This window comes from Burkholderia sp. LS-044 (assembly GCF_004803625.1).
Taxonomy (GTDB): domain Bacteria; phylum Pseudomonadota; class Gammaproteobacteria; order Burkholderiales; family Burkholderiaceae; genus Burkholderia; species Burkholderia cepacia.
In genome coordinates this window covers 1-21,876 of the sequence record NZ_SSWO01000022.1, presented here as the reverse complement: position 1 = coordinate 21,876, position 21,876 = coordinate 1, and the positions used below count along the sequence as shown (strand labels likewise).

13 protein-coding genes, 4 tRNA genes and 1 rRNA gene are annotated in these 21,876 nt (G+C 61.1%); all 18 read right to left on the bottom strand.

The window, feature by feature from the left end; translation table 11 throughout:
* Positions 1–13 precede the first annotated feature (13 nt).
* On the bottom strand, positions 14–2,116 hold the full coding sequence (gene fusA / locus E9536_RS36025; RefSeq protein WP_021161762.1) for an elongation factor G: 2,103 nt from the start codon (positions 2,114–2,116) through the stop codon (positions 14–16).
* Between the two features lie 123 nt (positions 2,117–2,239).
* Positions 2,240–2,710, bottom strand: coding sequence for a 30S ribosomal protein S7 (gene rpsG, locus E9536_RS36020; protein WP_006477195.1), 471 nt, complete (start codon positions 2,708–2,710; stop codon positions 2,240–2,242).
* A 172-nt stretch (positions 2,711–2,882) separates the two neighbouring features.
* Positions 2,883–3,263, bottom strand: coding sequence for a 30S ribosomal protein S12 (gene rpsL / locus E9536_RS36015; RefSeq protein ID WP_006400662.1), 381 nt, complete (start codon positions 3,261–3,263; stop codon positions 2,883–2,885).
* A 227-nt stretch (positions 3,264–3,490) separates the two neighbouring features.
* Entirely contained in the window at positions 3,491–5,338 is a 1,848-nt protein-coding gene (recQ, locus tag E9536_RS36005; protein ID WP_089424299.1) for a DNA helicase RecQ, read from the bottom strand.
* Between the two features lie 317 nt (positions 5,339–5,655).
* Complete coding sequence (gene rpoC, locus E9536_RS36000; RefSeq protein WP_021161759.1) at positions 5,656–9,903, bottom strand: DNA-directed RNA polymerase subunit beta'; 4,248 nt, start codon at positions 9,901–9,903, stop codon at positions 5,656–5,658.
* Positions 9,904–9,924: 21 nt separating this feature from the next.
* Positions 9,925–14,031, bottom strand: a complete 4,107-nt coding sequence (rpoB, locus tag E9536_RS35995) for a DNA-directed RNA polymerase subunit beta (protein WP_027788581.1) — start codon at positions 14,029–14,031, stop codon at positions 9,925–9,927.
* Positions 14,032–14,408: 377 nt separating this feature from the next.
* Positions 14,409–14,783 carry a 50S ribosomal protein L7/L12 gene (rplL, locus tag E9536_RS35990; protein WP_021161757.1) on the bottom strand — a complete coding sequence of 125 codons (375 nt, stop codon included), beginning with the start codon at positions 14,781–14,783 and terminating at the stop codon, positions 14,409–14,411.
* Positions 14,784–14,846: 63 nt separating this feature from the next.
* Complete coding sequence (gene rplJ / locus E9536_RS35985) at positions 14,847–15,344, bottom strand: 50S ribosomal protein L10 (protein WP_027788582.1); 498 nt, start codon at positions 15,342–15,344, stop codon at positions 14,847–14,849.
* A 296-nt stretch (positions 15,345–15,640) separates the two neighbouring features.
* Complete coding sequence (gene rplA, locus E9536_RS35980) at positions 15,641–16,339, bottom strand: 50S ribosomal protein L1 (protein WP_006482906.1); 699 nt, start codon at positions 16,337–16,339, stop codon at positions 15,641–15,643.
* Complete coding sequence (gene rplK, locus E9536_RS35975) at positions 16,340–16,771, bottom strand: 50S ribosomal protein L11 (RefSeq protein ID WP_006477201.1); 432 nt, start codon at positions 16,769–16,771, stop codon at positions 16,340–16,342.
* 141 nt (positions 16,772–16,912) lie between these two features.
* A complete protein-coding gene (nusG, locus tag E9536_RS35970) occupies positions 16,913–17,470 on the bottom strand; it encodes a transcription termination/antitermination protein NusG (RefSeq protein WP_006400672.1) in 558 nt (185 codons plus the stop codon).
* A gap of 1 nt (position 17,471) precedes the next feature.
* Entirely contained in the window at positions 17,472–17,852 is a 381-nt protein-coding gene (secE, locus tag E9536_RS35965; protein ID WP_006482892.1) for a preprotein translocase subunit SecE, read from the bottom strand.
* Between the two features lie 43 nt (positions 17,853–17,895).
* A tRNA-Trp gene (locus tag E9536_RS35960) sits at positions 17,896–17,971 on the bottom strand.
* A gap of 59 nt (positions 17,972–18,030) precedes the next feature.
* A complete protein-coding gene (gene tuf / locus E9536_RS35955) occupies positions 18,031–19,221 on the bottom strand; it encodes an elongation factor Tu (RefSeq protein ID WP_006482910.1) in 1,191 nt (396 codons plus the stop codon).
* Positions 19,222–19,290: 69 nt separating this feature from the next.
* Positions 19,291–19,365, bottom strand: a tRNA-Thr gene (locus E9536_RS35950).
* Between the two features lie 24 nt (positions 19,366–19,389).
* Positions 19,390–19,463: transfer RNA gene (locus tag E9536_RS35945), tRNA-Gly, on the bottom strand.
* 43 nt (positions 19,464–19,506) lie between these two features.
* Positions 19,507–19,592 (bottom strand) — tRNA-Tyr (locus E9536_RS35940).
* A gap of 2,181 nt (positions 19,593–21,773) precedes the next feature.
* Positions 21,774–21,876, bottom strand: a 5S ribosomal RNA gene (gene rrf / locus E9536_RS35935); the annotation flags it as partial.

Here is a 21,876-nt window from a genome sequence, read left to right as displayed (position 1 = left end):
TTGAGATAGCGAATTACTTCGACTTCGCGCTGATGATCGCATCAGCAACGTTGCGCGGAGCTTCAGCGTAGTGCTTGAACTCCATCGTGTACGTTGCACGACCTTGCGTCAGCGAGCGCAGCGACGTCGAATAGCCGAACATTTCCGACAGCGGCACTTCGGCGCGCACGATCTTGCCGCCGCCAACCATGTCTTCCATGCCCTGGACGATACCGCGACGGCCCGACAGGTCGCCCATCACGTTGCCCATGTAGTCTTCCGGCGTCTCGACTTCGACAGCCATCATCGGCTCGAGGACGACCGGGTTCGCCTTGCGCATTGCTTCCTTGAACGCCATCGAACCGGCCATGCGGAACGCGTTTTCGTTCGAGTCAACGTCGTGGTACGAACCGAACGTCAGGTGAACCTTCACGTCGACGACCGGGAAGCCAGCCAGCACGCCCGACTTCAGCGTGTCCTGGATACCCTTGTCGACCGCCGGGATGTATTCACGCGGAATCACACCACCCTTGATCTCGTCGAAGAACTCGTAGCCCTTGCCTTGTTCGTTCGGCTCGAGCGTGATGACCGCGTGACCGTACTGGCCGCGACCACCCGACTGCTTGACGAACTTGCCGTCGACGTCCTTCGCCGTCGAACGGATCGTTTCGCGGTATGCAACCTGCGGCTTGCCGACGGTTGCTTCCACGCCGAATTCACGCTTCATCCGGTCGACCAGAATTTCGAGGTGGAGCTCGCCCATGCCCGAAATGATGGTCTGGCCCGACTCTTCGTCGGTCTGCACGCGGAACGACGGATCTTCCTGTGCCAGACGGTTCAGCGCCAGGCCCATCTTTTCCTGGTCAGCCTTGGTCTTCGGCTCGACAGCCTGCGAAATCACCGGCTCCGGGAACACCATGCGCTCGAGCACGATCGGGTTTGCCGGATCGCACAGCGTGTCGCCGGTGGTCGCTTCCTTCAGGCCGACTGCAGCAGCGATGTCGCCTGCACGGACTTCCTTGATTTCTTCACGCTGGTTCGCGTGCATCTGCAGAATACGGCCGAGGCGTTCCTTCTTGCCCTTGGTCGAGTTCAGCAGCGTGTCGCCCGAGTTGACGACGCCCGAGTACACACGGAAGAAGATCAGCTGGCCGACGAACGGGTCGGTCATGATCTTGAACGCGAGCGACGAGAACTTCTCGTCGTCCGACGCCTTGCGCTCCGCTTCTTCACCGTTTTCGAGCTCGCCCTTGACCGGCGGGATGTCGACCGGCGACGGCAGGAAGTCGATCACGGCGTCGAGCATACGCTGCACGCCCTTGTTCTTGAACGCGGTACCGCACAGCATCGGCTGGATTTCGCACGCGATCGTACGATCACGCAGCGCCTTGACGATGTCGGCTTCCGGCAGATCGCCTTCTTCCAGGTACTTGTTCATCAGGTCTTCGCTGGCCTCAGCAGCCACTTCGACCATCTTTTCGCGCCATTCCTTGCAGGTCTCTGCGAGCTCGGCCGGGATGTCGACGTAGTCGAACTTCGTGCCTTGCGACGCTTCGTCCCAAATGATCGCCTTCATCTTGATCAGGTCGACGACGCCCTTGAAGTTTTCTTCCGCGCCGATCGGCACCACGACCGGAACCGGGTTCGCCTTCAGGCGCAGACGGAGCTGGTCGTAGACCTTGAAGAAGTTCGCGCCGGTACGGTCCATCTTGTTGACGAACGCGAGACGCGGCACCTTGTACTTGTTAGCCTGGCGCCACACCGTTTCCGACTGCGGCTGCACGCCGCCCACTGCGCAGTACACCATGCACGCGCCGTCGAGCACGCGCATCGAACGCTCCACTTCGATCGTGAAGTCGACGTGGCCCGGGGTGTCGATGATGTTGATGCGGTGTTCCGGATAGTTGCCGCCCATGCCCTTCCAGAAGGCCGTGGTAGCAGCGGACGTGATCGTGATGCCACGCTCCTGTTCCTGCTCCATCCAGTCCATCGTGGCTGCGCCGTCGTGGACTTCACCGATCTTGTGGTTCACACCGGTGTAAAACAGAATGCGCTCGGTCGTCGTCGTTTTGCCGGCGTCGATGTGAGCGCTAATACCGATATTGCGGTAGCGCTCGATAGGAGTCTTGCGAGCCACTTTGATCCTCTACTGGGATGACACGATGCAGCCCTGCTGCATCATGCTTCAACACAAACGGGCGAGGCGCCTGAAAAGCGCACCCGCCCGGAATTTATTTCCGCAAACAGCCCAGCCAGGCGCTTAGAAACGGAAATGCGAGAACGCGCGGTTGGCTTCTGCCATGCGGTGAACTTCATCGCGCTTCTTCATCGCGCCGCCACGGCCTTCGGCCGCTTCGGAGAGTTCACCTGCCAGGCGCAGAGCCATCGACTTCTCGCTGCGCTTCTTCGCAGCCTCACGCAGCCAGCGCATCGCCAATGCCATACGACGCGACGGGCGCACTTCGACCGGAACTTGATAGTTGGCACCACCAACGCGACGGCTCTTCACTTCGACCACCGGCTTGACGTTGTTGAGCGCAACCGTGAACACTTCCAGCGGGTCCTTGCCACCCTTGGTCTGGATCTGTTCGAATGCGCCATAAACGATGCGCTCCGCGACCGACTTCTTGCCGGACAGCATCAGCATGTTCATGAACTTGGCTACATCAACGTTACCGAACTTCGGATCCGGCAACACTTCCCGCTTGGGGACTTCGCGACGACGCGGCATGATTCTTCCTTTACTTGTTCAGTTGGAGCTGGTTCCAGCTCCGCGGCCACCAACAAACCCGATCACATCTTCACGACTAACCAGCTTGGCCGGGTGACCACTTACTCGACAGCACCGGCAATCCGGCACTCCCGCCTTGACCGCCCTGTGGCGATCCCTGATCAAAAACTGCTTACTTGGCAGCCTTTGCACGCTTCGCGCCGTACTTCGAGCGCGCTTGCTTACGGTCCTTGACGCCCTGGGTATCCAGCGAGCCGCGAACCATGTGGTAACGCACACCCGGCAAGTCCTTCACACGGCCGCCGCGGATCAGCACAACCGAGTGTTCCTGCAGGTTGTGGCCTTCACCGCCGATGTACGAAATCACTTCGAAGCCGTTCGTCAGACGAACCTTGGCGACCTTACGGAGTGCCGAGTTCGGCTTCTTCGGCGTCGTCGTGTACACACGGGTGCACACGCCGCGACGCTGGGGGCAGTCCTGCAGGGCCGGGCTCTTGCTCTTCGTCGTTTCCGACTGACGGCCTTTGCGAACCAGTTGGTTGATGGTTGGCATTGTTTATTCCTGAAATTGAACAAAATCTGCACATCGATTTCGGGCAAAGCGAGAATCGGCGCACAGTTGACTTCCGAACCGGCGAAACGGGTGCGAGCTTTCGAACGCAACTCGGCCCACCGAATACCGGAACCCAACATCATATTCCGGAAATACCAACTAAGTCAACGGCTTGCGTGATTCGCCGGCCGGACGCGTGGTTTACCGGAAGGGTCGGAACGCCTGTATCAGGCAGACTCGACGACGTCGATGATCTCGTCGCCGAAGCGCTCCAGCTTGCGCACCCCCATGCCGGGGATATGGCGCAGGTCGTCGATCGTCTCCGGCGCGTTGCGTGCGATCTCGGCGAGCGTCGCGTCGTGGAAAATCACGTAGGCCGGCACGCCGTCCGTCTTCGCCGTTTCCGCGCGCCACGCGCGCAGCGCATCCCACCTTGCGCGCTCGCGTGTGCCCATGCCGGCCGTCGGATCGACGCGCGTGCCGCTGCGGCTCGACGACTGGCGCGTGCGCTGCGGCTTCACGTAGCGGCGCAGCGTGACCTTCTCCTCGTTCTTCAACACCGGCTTCGCGGCCTCGGTCAGCACGAGTGCGCCGAAGCCGCCGTGATCGACGGCGAGGTAGCCGTACGCGACGAGCTGCCGAAATATCGCGCGCCACTCGGGCTCCGACAGCGACGCGCCGATCCCGAACGTCGTCAGCTGGTCGTGGCCCCGCTGCAACACCTTCTCGGTGCGCCCGCCGCGCAGGATCTCGATCAGGTGGCTCGAGCCGAAATTGAAGCCGCTCGCGCGCTGCGCGCGGAACACGCACGACAGCGCCATCTGCGCCTCACGCGTCGCGTCCCATGAAGCGGGCGGCTCGAGGCACGTATCGCAGTTGCCGCACGGCTTGCTCTCCTCGCCGAAGTAGTTCAGCAGCCGCACGCGGCGGCACGAGATCGTCTCGCACAGCCCGAGCAGCGCGTCGAGCTTCGACGTCTGGACGCGCTTGTGTGCGTCGTCGGCATCCGATTCGTCGATCATCTTGCGCTGCTGGACGACGTCGCCGAGCCCGTACGCCATCCACGCATTCGCGGGCATCCCGTCGCGGCCGGCGCGGCCCGTTTCCTGGTAGTAGCCTTCGACGCTCTTCGGCAGATCCAGGTGCGCGACGAAGCGCACGTCCGGCTTGTCGATGCCCATGCCGAACGCGATCGTCGCGCACATCACGATGCCTTCCTCGCGCTGGAACATTTCCTGGTGCTTCTGCCGCACCTCGAACTCCATCCCCGCGTGATACGGCAGAGCGCGCACGCCTTGCGCCTTCAGCCATTCGGCCGTTTCCTCGACCTTGCGGCGCGACAGGCAATAAACGACACCCGCATCCGTCGTGCCGTCGGCATTCGTGTGTTCGGCGCGGATGAAATCGAGCAGCTGCGATCGCGCGTTGTCCTTTTCGACGATCCGGTAGCGGATGTTCGGGCGGTCGAAGCTCGACACGAACACGCGTGCGTCGTCGAGCGCGAGACGGTGGATGATCTCGTCGCGCGTGATCGCATCGGCCGTCGCGGTCAATGCGATGCGCGGCACCGACGGAAATCGCTCGTGCAGCACCGACAGCTGGATGTATTCCGGGCGGAAATCGTGCCCCCATTGCGACACGCAGTGCGCTTCGTCGATCGCGAACAGGCCGATCTTCGCGCGCTCGAGCAGGTCGAGGAAGCGCCCTGTCATCAGCCGCTCGGGCGCGACATACAGCAGGTCGATTTCGCCTTCGCGCAGCGCCCGCTCGGTCGCCGCGGCCTCGGCGCCCGACAGTGTCGAGTTCAGGTACGCCGCGCGCACGCCCACTTCGCTCAGTGCGGCGACCTGGTCCTGCATCAGCGCGATCAGCGGCGACACGACGATACCGGCACCCTGCCCGGCCTCGCGACGCAGCAGCGCCGGAATCTGGTAGCACAGCGACTTGCCGCCGCCGGTCGGCATCAGCACGAGACAATCGCCGCCGCCGGCGACGTGTTCGACGATTTCGCCCTGCTGGCCGCGAAAAGCGGGATAACCAAATACTTCGTCGAGGATTTCGAGGGCGCGGGACATGAAAGAGGACGGGGACGGCTGGACGATGACCGCAATTTTAACAACCCGCTCGCGGGACGCGTGGCGAATCGTGCGGTTTTGGCCGATCGGCCAGGGTTCGTTCGCGTGCATGACGAGCCTGCCACGACCGCGCCGCAAGTGATTGCAACGGCTTCGGTGGCGCTTGCAGTCAGGCCGCACGTCCGTCGCGAGCAAGCGAGGCCGGCACGGCACAGGCGCGTCATGCACGCGAACGACAGATGAAAAAAAACCGCCCGGCAAAACCGGGCGGTCTCGGTGACAGCGTGGTGAGGCAAGGCGGCTCGCGCCGCCCGCGCTTACTCGGCTGCCGGGTGCTGTTGCGGCTCTTCCGCAGCAGGCGTGCTCGGCGTGCCGAAATCGAACGCCTCTTCCGCTGCGATCTGGTCGAAACGCTCGCGATCCGACGATTCCTTCGCCTTGCGTGCCTTGTGGAACGCGAGACCCGTACCGGCCGGAATCAGGCGGCCGACGATCACGTTTTCCTTCAGGCCGCGCAGATCGTCGCGCTTGCCCATGATCGCCGCTTCGGTCAGCACGCGGGTCGTTTCCTGGAACGATGCCGCGGAGATGAACGAGTCGGTCGACAGCGATGCCTTCGTGATACCGAGCAGCACGTTGTCGTACGAAGCCGGACGCTTGTCCTCGGCGATCATGCGATCGTTCTCGTCCAGCATGTCGGAACGCTCGACCTGTTCGCCCGGGATGAAGCGCGTATCGCCGTTGTCGGTGATCTGCACACGACGCAGCATCTGGCGAACGATCACCTCGATGTGCTTGTCGTTGATCTTCACGCCCTGCAGACGATACACGTCCTGCACTTCGTCGACGATGTAGCGCGACAGCGCCTCGATACCCTGCAGACGCAGGATGTCGTGCGGATCGGCCGGACCGTCCACGATCATTTCGCCCTTGTTGACGACCTGGGCATCGTGAACCAGAACCTGCTTTTCCTTCGCGATCAGGAACTCGTGCTGGTTGCCCTCGAGATCCGTGATGACGAGACGCTGCTTGCCCTTCGTGTCCTTACCGAACGACGTCGTACCGGTGACTTCCGCGAGAATGCCGGCATCCTTCGGCGAACGCGCTTCGAACAGTTCCGCCACCCGCGGCAGACCGCCGGTAATGTCACGCGTCTTCTGCGCTTCCGTCGGGATACGTGCGAGCACTTCACCGACCTGCACTTGCTGACCATCCTTCACGGTGATCAGTGCGCCGACCTGGAAGCCGATCTGCACCGCGTGCTCCGTGCCCGGAATCTTCACTTCGTCGCCGTTCGCATCGAGCAGCTTGACCTGCGGACGCACGCTCTTCGAAGCCTGCGAACCACGGCGCTTCACGTCGATCACCACCAGCGTCGACAGGCCGGTCACGTCGTCGATCTGCTTCGCGACGGTCACGCCTTCCTCGACGTTCTCGAACTTCACCGTACCACCGTACTCGGTGATGATCGGACGCGTCAGCGGATCCCACGTGGCGAGCTGCGTGCCTGCCTTGATCGTCGCGCCGTCGAGCTGCAGCAGCGTCGCGCCGTACGGCACTTTGTGACGCTCGCGCTCGCGACCGAAATCGTCGGTGATCATCGCTTCGCCCGAACGGGAAATGACGATCTGCTCGCCCTTCGCGTTCGTGACGTAACGCATCGTCGCCGTGAAGCGGACGATACCGTTGCTCTTCGCTTCGACCGACGAAGCCACTGCCGCACGCGATGCCGCACCACCGATGTGGAACGTACGCATCGTCAGCTGCGTGCCCGGTTCACCGATCGACTGTGCCGCGATCACACCGACTGCTTCGCCGACGTTCACGAGCGAGCCGCGGCCGAGGTCACGGCCGTAACACGACGCACACAGACCGTAGCGCGTTTCGCAGGTCAGCGGCGTGCGCACGCGCACTTCGTCGATGCCGAGGCGTTCGATTTCCTCGACCGCCGTTTCATCGAGCAGCGTGCCCGATTCGTACACCGTTTCCTGCGTTTCCGGGTTCACGACGTCCGCAACCGCAACGCGGCCGAGGATACGGTCGCGCAGCGCCTCGACGACTTCACCGCCTTCGACGAGTGCCTTCATCGCCACGCCGTTCGACGTGCCGCAATCGTCTTCCACGACGACCAGATCCTGCGTGACGTCGACGAGACGACGCGTCAGGTAACCCGAGTTCGCGGTCTTCAGTGCCGTATCAGCCAGACCCTTACGTGCACCGTGGGTCGAGATGAAGTACTGCAACACGTTCAGACCTTCGCGGAAGTTCGCGGTAATCGGCGTCTCGATAATCGAGCCGTCCGGCTTCGCCATCAGGCCACGCATACCGGCCAGCTGACGAATCTGAACCGCCGAACCCCGGGCGCCCGAGTCGGCCATCATGTAGATCGAGTTGAACGACTCCTGGCGCGTCTCGTTGCCGTCGCGGTCCGTCACCGGCTCCGTCGACAGCTGCTCCATCATCGCCTTGCCGACCGCTTCCGACGTTGCCGACCAGATGTCGACCACGTTGTTGTAGCGTTCCTGCGCGGTGACGAGACCCGACATGTACTGGCGGTCGTACTCCTTCACCTTCTTCGCGGCGTCGCCGACGATCGTTTCCTTCTGCGGCGGCACGAGCATGTCGTCCACGCAGATCGAAATGCCGGCGCGCGTCGCGAGACGGAAACCCGACTGCATCAGCTGGTCGGCAAACACCACCGTCGCGCGCAGACCGCACTTGCGGAACGCCGTGTTGATCAGGCGCGAGATTTCCTTCTTCTTCAGCGGCTTGTTCAGCACCGAGAACGGCAGACCGTGCGGCAGGATCTCCGACAGGATCGCGCGGCCGACGGTCGTCGCGTACAGCGAGATCTTCGGCACGAACGGCGGCGCGCCTTCCGACGTGTCCTCGTTGTGGACCATTTCGGTGATCCGCACGTTGACGCGCGATGCGAGCTCGACTTCCTTGTTCTCGTACGCGCGGATCACTTCCGACACGCCCGTGAACGACAGGCCTTCGCCCTTGCCGTTGACCGCTTCGCGGGTCGCGTAGTACAGACCCAGCACGATATCCTGCGACGGCACGATCGACGGATCGCCGTTGGCCGGGAACAGCACGTTGTTCGACGCCAGCATCAGCGTACGCGCTTCCATCTGCGCTTCGAGCGACAGCGGCACGTGAACGGCCATCTGGTCACCGTCGAAGTCGGCGTTGAACGCCGCGCAGACGAGCGGGTGCAGCTGAATTGCCTTGCCTTCGATCAGCACCGGCTCGAACGCCTGGATACCGAGACGGTGCAGCGTCGGCGCACGGTTCAGCATCACCGGGTGCTCGCGGATCACCTCTTCGAGGATGTCCCACACCACCGGCGTCTGGTTCTCGACTTCCTTCTTCGCAGCCTTGATGGTCGTCGCGACGCCCATCACTTCCAGCTTGTTGAAGATGAACGGCTTGAACAGCTCGAGCGCCATCAGCTTCGGCAGACCGCACTGGTGCAGCTTCAGCGTCGGGCCGACCACGATGACCGAACGGCCCGAGTAGTCGACGCGCTTGCCCAGCAGGTTCTGACGGAAACGACCGCCCTTACCCTTGATCATGTCGGCGAGCGACTTCAGCGGACGCTTGTTCGCACCCGTCATCGCCTTGCCGCGACGGCCGTTGTCGAGCAGCGAGTCGACGGCTTCCTGCAGCATCCGCTTTTCGTTGCGGACGATGATTTCAGGTGCCTTCAGCTCGAGCAGGCGCTTCAACCGGTTGTTACGGTTGATCACGCGGCGGTACAGGTCGTTCAGGTCCGACGTCGCGAAACGGCCGCCGTCCAGCGGCACGAGCGGACGCAGTTCCGGCGGCAGCACCGGCAGCACTTCGAGGATCATCCACTCGGGCTTGATGCCCGAGCGCTGGAATGCCTCGAGGACCTTCAGGCGCTTCGCATACTTCTTGATCTTCGCTTCCGAGCCGGTGTTCTTCAGCTCGGTGCGCAGCGTCTCGACCTGCTCGTCGATGTTGATCGCGCGCAGCAGTTCACGCACGCCTTCCGCGCCCATTTCGGCACGGAATTCGTCGCCGTATTCCTCGACCTTGTTGTAGTAATCCTCTTCGGTCATGATCTGCCGCGCCTTCAGCGGCGTCATGCCCGGTTCGATCACCACGTACGCTTCGAAGTACAGCACGCGTTCGATGTCGCGCAGCGTCATGTCGAGCACCATGCCCAGACGCGACGGCAGCGACTTCAGGAACCAGATGTGCGCGACCGGCGAGGCCAGTTCGATGTGGCCCATCCGTTCGCGACGCACCTTCGCCAGCGTCACTTCGACGCCGCACTTCTCGCAGATCACGCCGCGGTGCTTCAGGCGCTTGTACTTGCCGCACAGGCACTCGTAGTCCTTGATCGGCCCGAAGATCTTCGCGCAGAAGAGACCATCGCGTTCCGGCTTGAACGTACGGTAGTTGATGGTCTCCGGCTTCTTCACTTCGCCGAACGACCACGAACGGATCTTGTCAGGCGAAGCCAGACCGATCTTGATCGCGTCGAAAACTTCTTCCTGTTGGACTTGCTTGAATAGATCGAGCAGAGCTTTCATTGCTTTCTCTCCGTAGTCCGATTAATTGCGGTCGAGATCGATATCGATACCGAGCGAGCGGATTTCCTTCACGAGCACGTTGAAGGATTCCGGCATGCCTGCATCGATCACGTGGTCGCCCTTGACGAGGTTTTCGTACACCTTCGTCCGGCCGGTCACGTCGTCCGACTTCACCGTCAGCATTTCCTGCAGCACGTAGGACGCGCCGTACGCTTCGAGCGCCCACACTTCCATTTCACCGAAACGCTGGCCACCGAACTGCGCCTTACCACCCAGCGGCTGCTGCGTGACGAGCGAGTACGGGCCGGTCGAACGCGCGTGCATCTTGTCGTCGACCAAGTGGTGCAGCTTCAGGTAGTGCATGTAGCCCAGCGTCACGCGACGTTCGAACATTTCACCCGTGCGGCCGTCGTACAGACGGACCTGGTTCTTCGACGGGTTCATGCCGAGCTGTTCAGCGATGTCGTCCGGGAACGCGAGGTCGAGCATCTTGCCCATTTCTTCCTCGGTCGCACCGTCGAACACCGGCGTCGCGAACGGCACGCCTTCGCGCAGGTTCTTCGCGAGTTCGAGGATCTCGTCGTCGGTGAAGCTTTCCAGGTCTTCCTGGCGGCCCGACTCGTTGTAGATCTTCGTCAGGAACACGCGCAGTTCCTCGATCTTCGCCTGACGCTGCAGCATTTCGCCGATACGCCAGCCGAGGCCCTTCGCAGCCCAGCCGAGGTGCACTTCCAGAACCTGACCCACGTTCATCCGCGACGGAACGCCCAGCGGGTTCAGCACGACGTCTGCCGGACGGCCGTCGGCCATGTACGGCATGTCTTCGATCGGGACGATCTTCGACACGACACCCTTGTTACCGTGACGGCCTGCCATCTTGTCGCCAGGCTGCAGACGGCGCTTCACCGCGAGGTACACCTTGACCATCTTCAGCACGCCCGGCGGCAGTTCGTCGCCTTGCGTGAGCTTCTTGCGCTTCTCTTCGAACGCGAGGTCGAACTGGTGACGCTTCTCTTCGATCGAGTTCTTGATCGCTTCGAGCGATGCCGCTGCTTCGTCGTCCGCGAGGCGGATGTCGAACCAGTGGTAGTGGTCGAGGTCTTCCAGGTAAGCCTGGTCGATCTTCGTGCCCTTCGCGAGCTTCTTCGGACCGCCGTTCGCGACCTTGCCCACCAGCATGCGTGCGAGACGCTGGAACGCGTCGCCTTCCACGATGCGCAGCTGGTCGTTCAGGTCGAGACGGTAGCGCTTCAGTTCGTCGTCGATGATCTGTTGCGCACGCTTGTCGCGCTGGATGCCTTCACGCGTGAACACCTGGACGTCGATCACGGTACCGCTCATGCCCGACGGCACACGCAGCGACGTGTCCTTCACGTCCGAAGCCTTCTCGCCGAAGATCGCGCGCAGCAGCTTCTCTTCCGGCGTCAGCTGGGTCTCGCCCTTCGGCGTGACCTTGCCGACCAGCACGTCGCCTGCTTCGACTTCAGCACCGATGTACACGATGCCCGATTCGTCGAGACGGCCGAGCTGGACTTCCGCCAGGTTCGAGATGTCGCGCGTGATTTCTTCCGGCCCGAGCTTCGTGTCGCGTGCAACGACGTTCAGCTCTTCGATGTGGATCGACGTGTAGCGATCGTCCGCAACCACCTTCTCCGAGATCAGGATCGAGTCTTCGAAGTTGTAGCCGTTCCACGGCATGAACGCGATCAGCATGTTCTGGCCGAGCGCGAGCTCGCCCAGGTCCGTCGAGGCGCCGTCGGCCAGCACGTCGCCGCGCGAGACCTTGTCGCCCATCTTCACGATCGGACGCTGGTTGATGTTCGTGTTCTGGTTCGAACGCGTGTACTTGATCAGGTTGTAGATGTCGACACCGACTTCACCTGCGACCGCTTCGTCGTCGTTCACGCGAATCACGATACGGCCTGCGTCGACATAGTCGACGACGCCGCCGCGGAACGCCTGAACCGTCGTACCCGAGTCGACCGCGCAGGTGCGCTCGATACCCGTCCCGACGACCGGCTTTTCCGGACGCAGACACGGCACGGCCTGACGCTGCATGTTCGAACCCATCAGTGCACGGTTCGCATCGTCGTGCTCGAGGAACGGAATCAGCGAGGCTGCAACCGACACGATCTGCGACGGCGCGACGTCCATGTACTGGATACGGTCCGGCGTGACCATCATCGTTTCGCCGGCTTCACGCGACGACACGAGTTCGTCGATCAGCGTACCGTTCTCGTCGATCGCGGCGTTCGCCTGAGCGATCATGTAGCGGCCTTCCTCGATCGCCGACAGGTAGTCGATCTGGTCGGTCACCTTGCTGTCCACGACCTTGCGGTACGGCGTCTCGAGGAAGCCGTACTCGTTCAGGTGCGCGTACAGTGCGAGCGAGTTGATCAGACCGATGTTCGGACCTTCCGGCGTTTCGATCGGGCACACGCGGCCATAGTGGGTCGGGTGCACGTCACGAACTTCGAAGCCTGCGCGTTCGCGCGTCAGACCGCCCGGGCCCAGTGCGGAAACACGGCGCTTGTGCGTGATTTCCGACAGCGGGTTGGTCTGGTCCATGAACTGCGACAGCTGCGACGAACCGAAGAACTCGCGGATCGCCGACGAAATCGGCTTCGAGTTGATCAGGTCGTGCGGCATCAGGTTTTCGCTTTCGGCCTGGCCGAGGCGTTCCTTGACCGCGCGCTCGACACGCACGAGACCGGCGCGGAACTGGTTTTCCGCCAGTTCGCCGACGCAACGCACGCGACGGTTGCCGAGGTGGTCGATGTCGTCCACTTCGCCCTTGCCGTTGCGCAGTTCGACGAGGATCTTGATCGTCGCGAGGATGTCGTCGTCCTGCAGCGTCATCGGGCCGGTGATCTCGTCACGGCTGACGCGGCGGTTGAACTTCATGCGGCCGACCTTCGACAGGTCGTACGCTTCTTCGCTGTAGAACAGACGATTGAACAGGGCCTCGACCGCTTCTTCGGTCGGCGGCTCGCCCGGACGCATCATGCGGTAGATCGCGATGCGCGCGGCCGTCTTGTCGGTCGTTTCGTCGACACGCAGCGTCGACGAAATGTACGGGCCCTGGTCCAGGTCGTTCGTGTAGAGCGTCTGGATGTCTTTGATGCCCGCTTCGCGCAGCTTCTCGAGCACGCTTTCCGTGACTTCGTCGTTCGCGCTCGCGATCACTTCGCCGGTGTCGCCGTCGACGACGTTCTTCGCCAGCACGCGGCCGAGCAGATAGTCTTCCGGCACCGAGATGAACTTGGTCTTCGCGGCTTCAAGATCGCGAATGTGCTTCGCGTTGATCCGCTTGTCCTTCTGGACGATGACCTTGCCATCACGATCCGTGATGTCGAAACGCGCGACTTCACCACGCAGGCGCTCGGGCACGAACTCGAGTTGTGCGCCTTCGTCCATCAGCGTGAAGTTGTCGAACACGAAGAAGTTCGCGAGGATCTGTTCCGGCGTCAGGCCGATGGCCTTCAGCAGGATCGTGACCGGCATCTTGCGGCGACGGTCGACGCGGAAGTACAGGATGTCCTTCGGATCGAATTCGAAGTCGAGCCACGAGCCGCGGTACGGAATGATCCGTGCCGAGAACAGCAGCTTGCCCGAGCTGTGCGTCTTGCCCTTGTCGTGTTCGAAGAACACGCCCGGCGAACGGTGCAGCTGCGAGACGATGACACGCTCGGTGCCGTTGATGACGAACGAGCCCGTCGGCGTCATGAGCGGAATTTCGCCCATGTACACTTCCTGCTCTTTCACTTCCTTGACGACCGGCTTGTTCGGCGATTCCTTGTCGAGGATGACAAGGCGGACCTTCGCGCGCAGCGCGGAGCAGTACGTCAGGCCGCGCTGCTGGCATTCCTTGATGTTGAATGCCGGCGCGGACAACGCGTAGCTCACGAACTCGAGGCGCGCGAAGCCGTTGTGCGAAACAATGGGAAATACCGATGTGAACGCGGCCTGCAAACCTTCAGGCTTGCGTTGCGTGGCCGGCACATCGGCTTGCAGAAACGTGCTGAATGATTCAAGCTGGGTAGCCAGCAAGAAAGGAACTTGGTGAACGATGGGGCGCTTCGCGAAACTCTTGCGAATGCGCTTCTTCTCGGTGAAGGAATATTGCATACGATCTCCGAATCACGGCGGGTGCTATCGAGGCGGAATACCTGGACGTTTCAAACCCGAGTGTTCACCGACTGAGACCCGATGGCCGTCCGACGGCTTGAACGAGCCGAGAAGCTTGGTGGTTGGCCGCTACCAACCGCTGGCTGACGGCAGCGGATGCCTGTGTTGCCCGCTACCCGACCAAACTTGCCTTCTGCAGTCGCTTCAGAAGACAAAGAGAACCGCCATTCGTGACCAATCACAACGATCAGGCGGTTTTCTTTGGCTTCTGGGGCCGATTATTCGGGCTCCCGAATGAGTGCCAGAATAACGTCCCCACAAAGCACAAAAAGGCCGGCGGTGAAAATACCGCCAGCCTTCGCACAGCGCGCCGAAACTTACTTGACTTCGACCTTCGCGCCAGCTTCTTCCAGCTTCTTCTTGGCTTCTTCAGCAGCAGCCTTGTCGACGCCTTCCTTGACAGCCTTCGGTGCGCCGTCAACGACGTCCTTCGCTTCCTTCAGGCCCAGGCCCGTCAGTTCGCGAACTGCCTTGATGACTGCAACCTTGTTGCTGCCTGCTTCAGCCAGAACGACCGTGAATTCGGTCTTCTCTTCTGCAGCAGCAGCAGCGCCGCCGCCTGCCGGGCCAGCGACTGCCACTGCAGCTGCCGACACGCCAAACTTCTCTTCGAATGCCTTGACCAGTTCGTTCAGTTCCAGAACGGTCATCCCTTCGACTGCTGCCAGGATGTCTTCTTTTGCGATTGCCATTTGAAATACTCCTAAATTGAATTCGGATACAGCCAGCGATCAATGACGCTGATGCACGTTCGATTACGCAGCTTCCGCTTGCTTCTTCTCTGCCAGCGCGGCCAGGGCACGCGCGAAGCCCGAAACAGGCGATTGCATAACGAACAGCAGCTTCGAGAGCAGTTCTTCGCGGCTCGGGATGCTTGCCAGCGCTTGCACGCCAGCCTTGTCCATCACCTTGCCATCGAACGAACCAGCCTTGATGACCAACTTGTCATTGCTCTTGCTGAAGTCGTTGACGACCTTAGCAGCAGCAATTGCATCTTCCGAGATGCCGTAGATCAACGGGCCAGTCATCTGCTCTGCCAGCGGAGCAAACGGCGTACCTTCAACGGCGCGGCGCGCCAGCGTGTTCTTCAACACGCGCAGGTAAACCTGTTGCTCACGCGCTTGCGCGCGCAGCTTGGTCAGATCGCCAACCGCAATTCCACGATACTCAGCCAGCACAACGGTCTGGGCCTTCGCGACTTGCGCGGAAACCTCAGCGACGACGGCTTGCTTGTCTTCTCTATTAAGCGGCACGGTTAGCCTCCAGAAACGATACGTTCGGCACGAAACCTCACGTACCTCGTTCAACAACGGCGTCCGACCTCGTTAGGAGTATTTCCACCTCATGCCGCGAATCGCTTCACGGCCTGCGGCTTCACCACTGCAAAACTTTTTCGGGTTCGCCATCTGCGTTGGCTTGAATTAAGGGATCACCTGACTGCTGCGCCCCACCAACGGTCTTTGATAACCGGTTGCCCGCCCTGCCTGCACGAACAACCGCCCAAAGCCCATGTAGGCCGCTTCGCGAACGAAGCGGCCCGAAATCTTGCTTACTGTGCTGCCAGCGTAGCCTGGTCGACACGCACGCCGACGCCCATCGTGCTCGACAGTGCGATCTTGCGCAGGTAGACGCCCTTGCTCGTTGCCGGCTTTGCCTTCTGCAGCGCTTCGATCAGCGCCGACAGGTTCGAACGCAGTGCGGTCGGCTCGAACGATGCACGGCCGATGGTCGCGTGGATGATACCGGCCTTGTCGACACGGAATTGCACCTGACCAGCCTTCGCGTTCTTGACGGCGGTTGCCACGTCCGGCGTGACCGTACCGACCTTCGGGTTCGGCATCAGGCCGCGCGGGCCGAGGATCTGACCCAGCGTACCGACGATACGCATCGTGTCCGGCGAAGCGATCACGATGTCGAAGTCCATCTGGCCAGCCTTGATCTGCTCAGCCAGGTCTTCCATACCGACGATTTCCGCGCCTGCTGCACGAGCTTGCTCAGCCTTCTCGCCTTGCGCGAACACTGCAACGCGAACCGACTTGCCCGTACCTGCCGGCAGAACGACCGAACCGCGAACGACCTGGTCCGACTTCTTCGCATCGATGCCGAGCTGGACTGCGACGTCGATCGACTCGTCGAACTTCGCGCTCGCGCATTCCTTCACGAGGCTCAGTGCGTCTTCGATCGCGTACAGCTTCTGACGATCAACCTTGGCGGCAAATGCCTGACGGCGCTTGGAGATCTTAGCCATTTACACGCCCTCCACAGTGATGCCCATCGAGCGTGCGCTACCAGCGATGGTGCGAACGGCTGCGTCCAGATCAGCTGCCGTAAGGTCCGGCATCTTGGTCTTCGCGATTTCTTCGGCTTGAGCGCGCGTGATCGAACCGACCTTGTCGGTGTGCGGCTTGCTCGAGCCCTTGTCCACCTTCGCCGCCTTCTTGATCAGGACGGTCGCCGGCGGCGTCTTCATCACGAACGTGAAGCTCTTGTCAGCGAATGCCGTGATGACCACCGGCACCGGCAGACCCGGCTCCATGCCTTGAGTCTGCGCGTTGAACGCCTTGCAGAACTCCATGATGTTCAGGCCGCGCTGGCCCAGTGCCGGACCGACCGGCGGCGACGGGTTGGCTTTACCTGCAGGGATCTGCAGCTTGATAAAGCCGATAATCTTCTTTGCCATTTGTGAACCTCATTGGAACGCCGGAAGGGCGTTCGGTGAGTGATAACGCGCTTTCGCCTCTGGCTACTGACGCTCCTCAACGGCCATGACGCGGGCCGTAAGCGCGAAGGTGGGCAGCCGAGGCTGCCCACCGAATCGGGATCAAACTTTTTCGACCTGGCCGAACTCGAGTTCGACCGGAGTGGATCGGCCAAAGATGGTGACCGACACACGCACGCGCGATTTTTCGTAGTTGACTTCTTCGACGGTGCCGTTGAAGTCCGTGAATGGGCCTTCCTTGACACGCACCATCTCGCCGACTTCGAACAGGGTCTTCGGGCGCGGCTTCTCGACGCCTTCCTGCATCTGCGACATGATCTTCTCGACTTCCTTCGGGGAAATCGGGGTCGGGCGGTTACGTGCACCGCCGACGAAACCGGTAACCTTCGCAGTGTTCTTCACGAGGTGCCACGTTTCGTCCGTCATCTCCATCTCCACCAGCACGTAGCCGGGGAAAAATCGACGCTCGGTTACTGCCTTGTGGCCGCCTTTGACTTCGACCACTTCTTCGGTCGGAACCAGGATCTGACCGAATTTGTCCTGCATGCCAGCACGTTCGATGCGCTCCTGAAGCGCACGTTGCACGCTCTTCTCCATACCGGAGTAGGCGTGCACGACGTACCAACGCTTTCCGCTCGGGGATGCCGGAGTATCGCTCATATCATTTCCAACCCAGAATCGCCGAGAAAATCACCCATTCGATCGATTTGTCACTCAACCAGAGGAAAATCGCCATCACGAGCACGAAACCGAACACGACGAGTGTGGTTTGCGTTGCTTCTTTGCGGGTGGGCCAAACGACCTTCCGGACTTCCTTGTACGAATCCTTGGCAAAGGCGATGAGGCTCTTGCCAGGGGCGGACATCAGCCCGACGGCCACGCCGGCGATGATCCCTACCGCCAACGCGGCACCGCGGACATACCACTGCTGATTGGCCAGCCAGAAGAAGCCCACGAATCCGGCCAAGACCAACAATACGCCCAGGGCCAGCATCAGCTTATCGCCGGAGGTATTTACAGTTTCGACGGATGGATTCGCCATAACACCTTAAAACAAATGCCACGTAGAACACGTGGCTATTTTTTGGCAGGGGCAGAGGGAATCGAACCCCCAACCTTCGGTTTTGGAGACCGACGCTCTGCCAGTTGAGCTATACCCCTAAACCATACTGGGGCTGGCTGTTGCCAGCCCCAAAACTGTCGATCAACGAATAACTGGCTTACTCGATGATCTTGGCAACGACGCCGGCGCCGACCGTACGGCCACCTTCGCGGATTGCGAAGCGCAGACCTTCTTCCATCGCGATCGGTGCAATCAGCTTCACCGTGATCGACACGTTGTCGCCCGGCATCACCATTTCCTTGTCCTTCGGCAGCTCGATCGAGCCCGTCACGTCCGTCGTACGGAAGTAGAACTGCGGACGGTAGTTGTTGAAGAACGGCGTGTGACGGCCGCCTTCGTCCTTGCTCAGCACGTACACTTCAGCCGTGAAGTGCGTGTGCGGCGTGATCGAACCCGGCTTCGCCAGAACCTGGCCACGCTCCACGTCTTCACGCTTCGTGCCGCGCAGCAGGATACCGACGTTGTCGCCTGCCTGACCTTGGTCCAGCAGCTTGCGGAACATTTCAACGCCCGTGCAGGTCGTCTTCACCGTCGGCTTGATACCGACGATTTCGATTTCTTCGCCGACCTTCACGATGCCGCGCTCGACACGACCCGTCACCACCGTACCACGGCCCGAGATCGAGAACACGTCTTCCACCGGCATCAGGAACGCGCCGTCAACTGCACGCTCCGGCGTCGGGATGTACGTGTCCAGCGCGTCTGCCAGGCTCATGATCGCCACTTCGCCCAGCTCGCCCGTGTCGCCTTCCAGCGCCAGCTTTGCCGAACCCTTCACGATCGGCGTGTCGTCACCCGGGAAGTCGTACTTCGACAGGAGTTCGCGAACTTCCATCTCGACCAGCTCGAGCAGTTCAGCGTCGTCCACCATGTCGCACTTGTTCAGGAACACGATGATGTACGGAACGCCAACCTGACGCGCCAGCAGGATGTGCTCACGCGTTTGCGGCATCGGGCCGTCTGCTGCCGAGCAAACCAGGATCGCGCCGTCCATCTGCGCTGCGCCCGTGATCATGTTCTTCACATAGTCAGCGTGGCCCGGGCAGTCGACGTGTGCGTAGTGGCGGTTAGCCGTTTCGTACTCGACGTGTGCCGTGTTGATCGTGATGCCGCGCGCCTTTTCTTCCGGTGCCGCGTCGATCTGGTCGTACGCCTTCGCTTCGCCGCCGAACTTCTTCGTCAGAACCGTCGTGATCGCTGCCGTCAGCGTCGTCTTGCCGTGGTCAACGTGACCAATCGTACCAACGTTCACGTGCGGCTTGGTCCGCTCAAACTTTTCCTTGGCCATTTTCAACTCCCAAAAGGAATTTCACAGGTTGCGCCGCGCGCAAACAACAAGACACTGACTTTTTACTGCTGGTGCCCATGGGCAGGATCGAACTGCCGACCTCTCCCTTACCAAGGGAGTGCTCTACCACTGAGCCACATGGGCGCTTTACGCTTCAACTTCGCGGTCTGGAGCGGGTGAAGGGAATCGAACCCTCGTCGTAAGCTTGGAAGGCTTCTGCTCTACCATTGAGCTACACCCGCACGGGCCACAAACGATTCCTTACCGCTCACTGCGCTGATATCTTGGTGGAGGAGGTTGGATTCGAACCAACGTAGGCGTAAGCCAACAGATTTACAGTCTGCCCCCTTTAGCCACTCGGGCACCCCTCCGTAGAGAACTGACGATTATGGGGGTACATCGCACCCCTGTCAAGCACATCCGGAAGATTATTTTTACTCCCTTCCCGATACCTGCCTGACCACCGATCTCCCGCCCTTGCCCGGCTAAGGCAAGCATGGGTGCTACCGATCAGTGCCACATCTTCGTCAGACTCCGCTTTCAGCGTCGATCTGCATCTGCGCCGAAAACGAAAGACCGCCATCATACGATCTCTTGAGCACTCTGCCAAGCGGGTAGATGCAAAATTTCCGCAAATTTCGTGCCGGGCGGATGCCATGATCTGTTTTAGATACCTCCTGGGAGTCCATAGCTGGTTTCTCGGGTTGCCTGGCCCGACCGGCCAGCGATTGACGTGACACGACTTTCGAACGCTTTCCAGCAATCGCATCATGAGCTTGAGCAACGCTTCCAACGAGAAATCGTGATGGCGGCGCTAGACTTTGCCAACATCAGCGACAGGAGCAATGGCGTCCCGGGCCACCTGCCCGCCCTGATTCGTATCTTCATGCGTCTGCTTGCTCTTTTCCGGCCTTCATGGTTTTGATCGCACATGCCGCCGGGCCGGCAGACGCCCGTGTCGCCCGAGCACGATCACCTGGATCCGTTAGAAGGCGCTAGCTGATAGCCATGCCCCGGATGCCCGGCAGCAGCCGCGCCGCTCGTTGCATACGACAGGTTGAAGCCCGCGCGCAATGCCGGGGGCCTAAGTACGGTATACGTCGGGTAGGCCGGGGACCCTCGTGGAGTCAGGATGCGGTCGCCCATGCATGGCTGATCAACGATGCACCATGCACGCCATGGCCGCCGGCGCCGGTGATGACGCGTCGACAGGCGAATCCTGCAGCCCAGCCCGCATCGACACATTGCAGCCATTTCTTGGCGACGACATACGGCCGTGCCGGGAGCTGCCACGCTGGTTTGTCCCTGCAATCTCTGCGGACGTTCTGCAGTGCACGGCCAACTGCACTTCGCCGCCGTGCGAACCGACCAACGTCGGCATCTGGCCGACCTATCGCGGCAAATACACGAGCCCCCCCATGCACGTACGATGTTCGCCTCGTGCAGCTGAACACCGATACCTGGGCAGGATTCGGCGCCGGCGCGTTTTCCGCATCGCATTCATCCGAAGACGCGGGAAAGCAGGCCCACGACCTCCACACTTCCACGACCGCTGCGAGCTGCCCGGCATTTCTCGCGTCGACCGGGGATCAAGGCCTGAATACGACGCGCCGGTTTACGCCGGGCAATAGCTCCGCACCGATCCGGATACCGCATGCAGGGCGTGATCGACTGACGTCGATGCGGGGGCACGCCCTTCACGTCGATAGGTGAAAGGCGGGACTGCTTTGGCGGCGCCGCCTATTCGCTCATCGAAGAAGTCTACGTGTTTCGGGACGGGCAGCCAGTGCTCATCAAAAGAACCGGCGCGAATTTCTGATGGCATCTGGTTGAGGAATTTGCGTATGTCCGGTTCGCGCTATGCGTCAACGACTTCCGTGTGGCACGCCGGAAGCGTCAATTTTTTGAACGGGTCGATTTGAGAGAAGATGCGACGAGTTGAGAAACAAACAATCCAAGATCACTACGAGATGTCATTTTTGGCAAAATCCGACTTTGTGCGCTCGATTGGCAGCAGTCGCCTGGAGCTTTCGGCAAAAGGACGCCAAACGGCGGATTTGCGCCACTCGTTGCCCAGGTCACCCTGATGGCTCATGTCGGGAACCGCCAGGCGCGACCCTCTGATACGAAATGGCAACGACGATTGTGGGCGGAGAAGTGCTCAATACGCCGAGGAACCGCGCACAATAACCGGCGTTCGCGCAGCAGCGCCATGCTACTCCAGGTCGTAACCAGCAACGCACGAATCTGCGGCGAGAAGTGGTCAGAAATGCGGCGGAGTCGCGACTCGATCCGATCTCCTCTCTGTGAACAGCAAGTGGAGGGATGTTTGGATGGTAGGTCTTGGCCGGCGCCAGCTAGCGGTGCAAGGCCAACCCGATCGGTCGGTCTGATCGCCTTTTGCGTCAGTCTCGCAGAGGCAATCCTGGAGAATCGGCACCCCCGGCCCCAGCTCGAGCAGCGGCCTGGCCACAGATCCCGATCACTCGCGCATTTCCGTCGCTGGAATGCAAAAACCCCCGCCTTTTGGGCGGGGGTTTCTGGCTTAGGGAGCCTGACGATTACCTACTTTCACACGGGAATCCGCACTATCATCGGCGTAGAGTCGTTTCACGGTCCTGTTCGGGATGGGAAGGGGTGGGACCGACTCGCTAT

Coding starts and splice junctions, on each gene's coding strand:
- rpsG (WP_006477195.1), bottom strand. CDS start 2,710: ATGCCGCGTCGTCGCGAAGTCCCCAAGCGGGAAGTGTTGCCGGATCCG.
- rpsL (WP_006400662.1), bottom strand. CDS start 3,263: ATGCCAACCATCAACCAACTGGTTCGCAAAGGCCGTCAGTCGGAAACG.
- recQ (WP_089424299.1), bottom strand. CDS start 5,338: ATGTCCCGCGCCCTCGAAATCCTCGACGAAGTATTTGGTTATCCCGCT.
- rpoC (WP_021161759.1), bottom strand. CDS start 9,903: ATGAAAGCTCTGCTCGATCTATTCAAGCAAGTCCAACAGGAAGAAGTT.
- rpoB (WP_027788581.1), bottom strand. CDS start 14,031: ATGCAATATTCCTTCACCGAGAAGAAGCGCATTCGCAAGAGTTTCGCG.
- rplL (WP_021161757.1), bottom strand. CDS start 14,783: ATGGCAATCGCAAAAGAAGACATCCTGGCAGCAGTCGAAGGGATGACC.
- rplA (WP_006482906.1), bottom strand. CDS start 16,339: ATGGCTAAGATCTCCAAGCGCCGTCAGGCATTTGCCGCCAAGGTTGAT.
- rplK (WP_006477201.1), bottom strand. CDS start 16,771: ATGGCAAAGAAGATTATCGGCTTTATCAAGCTGCAGATCCCTGCAGGT.
- nusG (WP_006400672.1), bottom strand. CDS start 17,470: ATGAGCGATACTCCGGCATCCCCGAGCGGAAAGCGTTGGTACGTCGTG.
- secE (WP_006482892.1), bottom strand. CDS start 17,852: ATGGCGAATCCATCCGTCGAAACTGTAAATACCTCCGGCGATAAGCTG.
- tuf (WP_006482910.1), bottom strand. CDS start 19,221: ATGGCCAAGGAAAAGTTTGAGCGGACCAAGCCGCACGTGAACGTTGGT.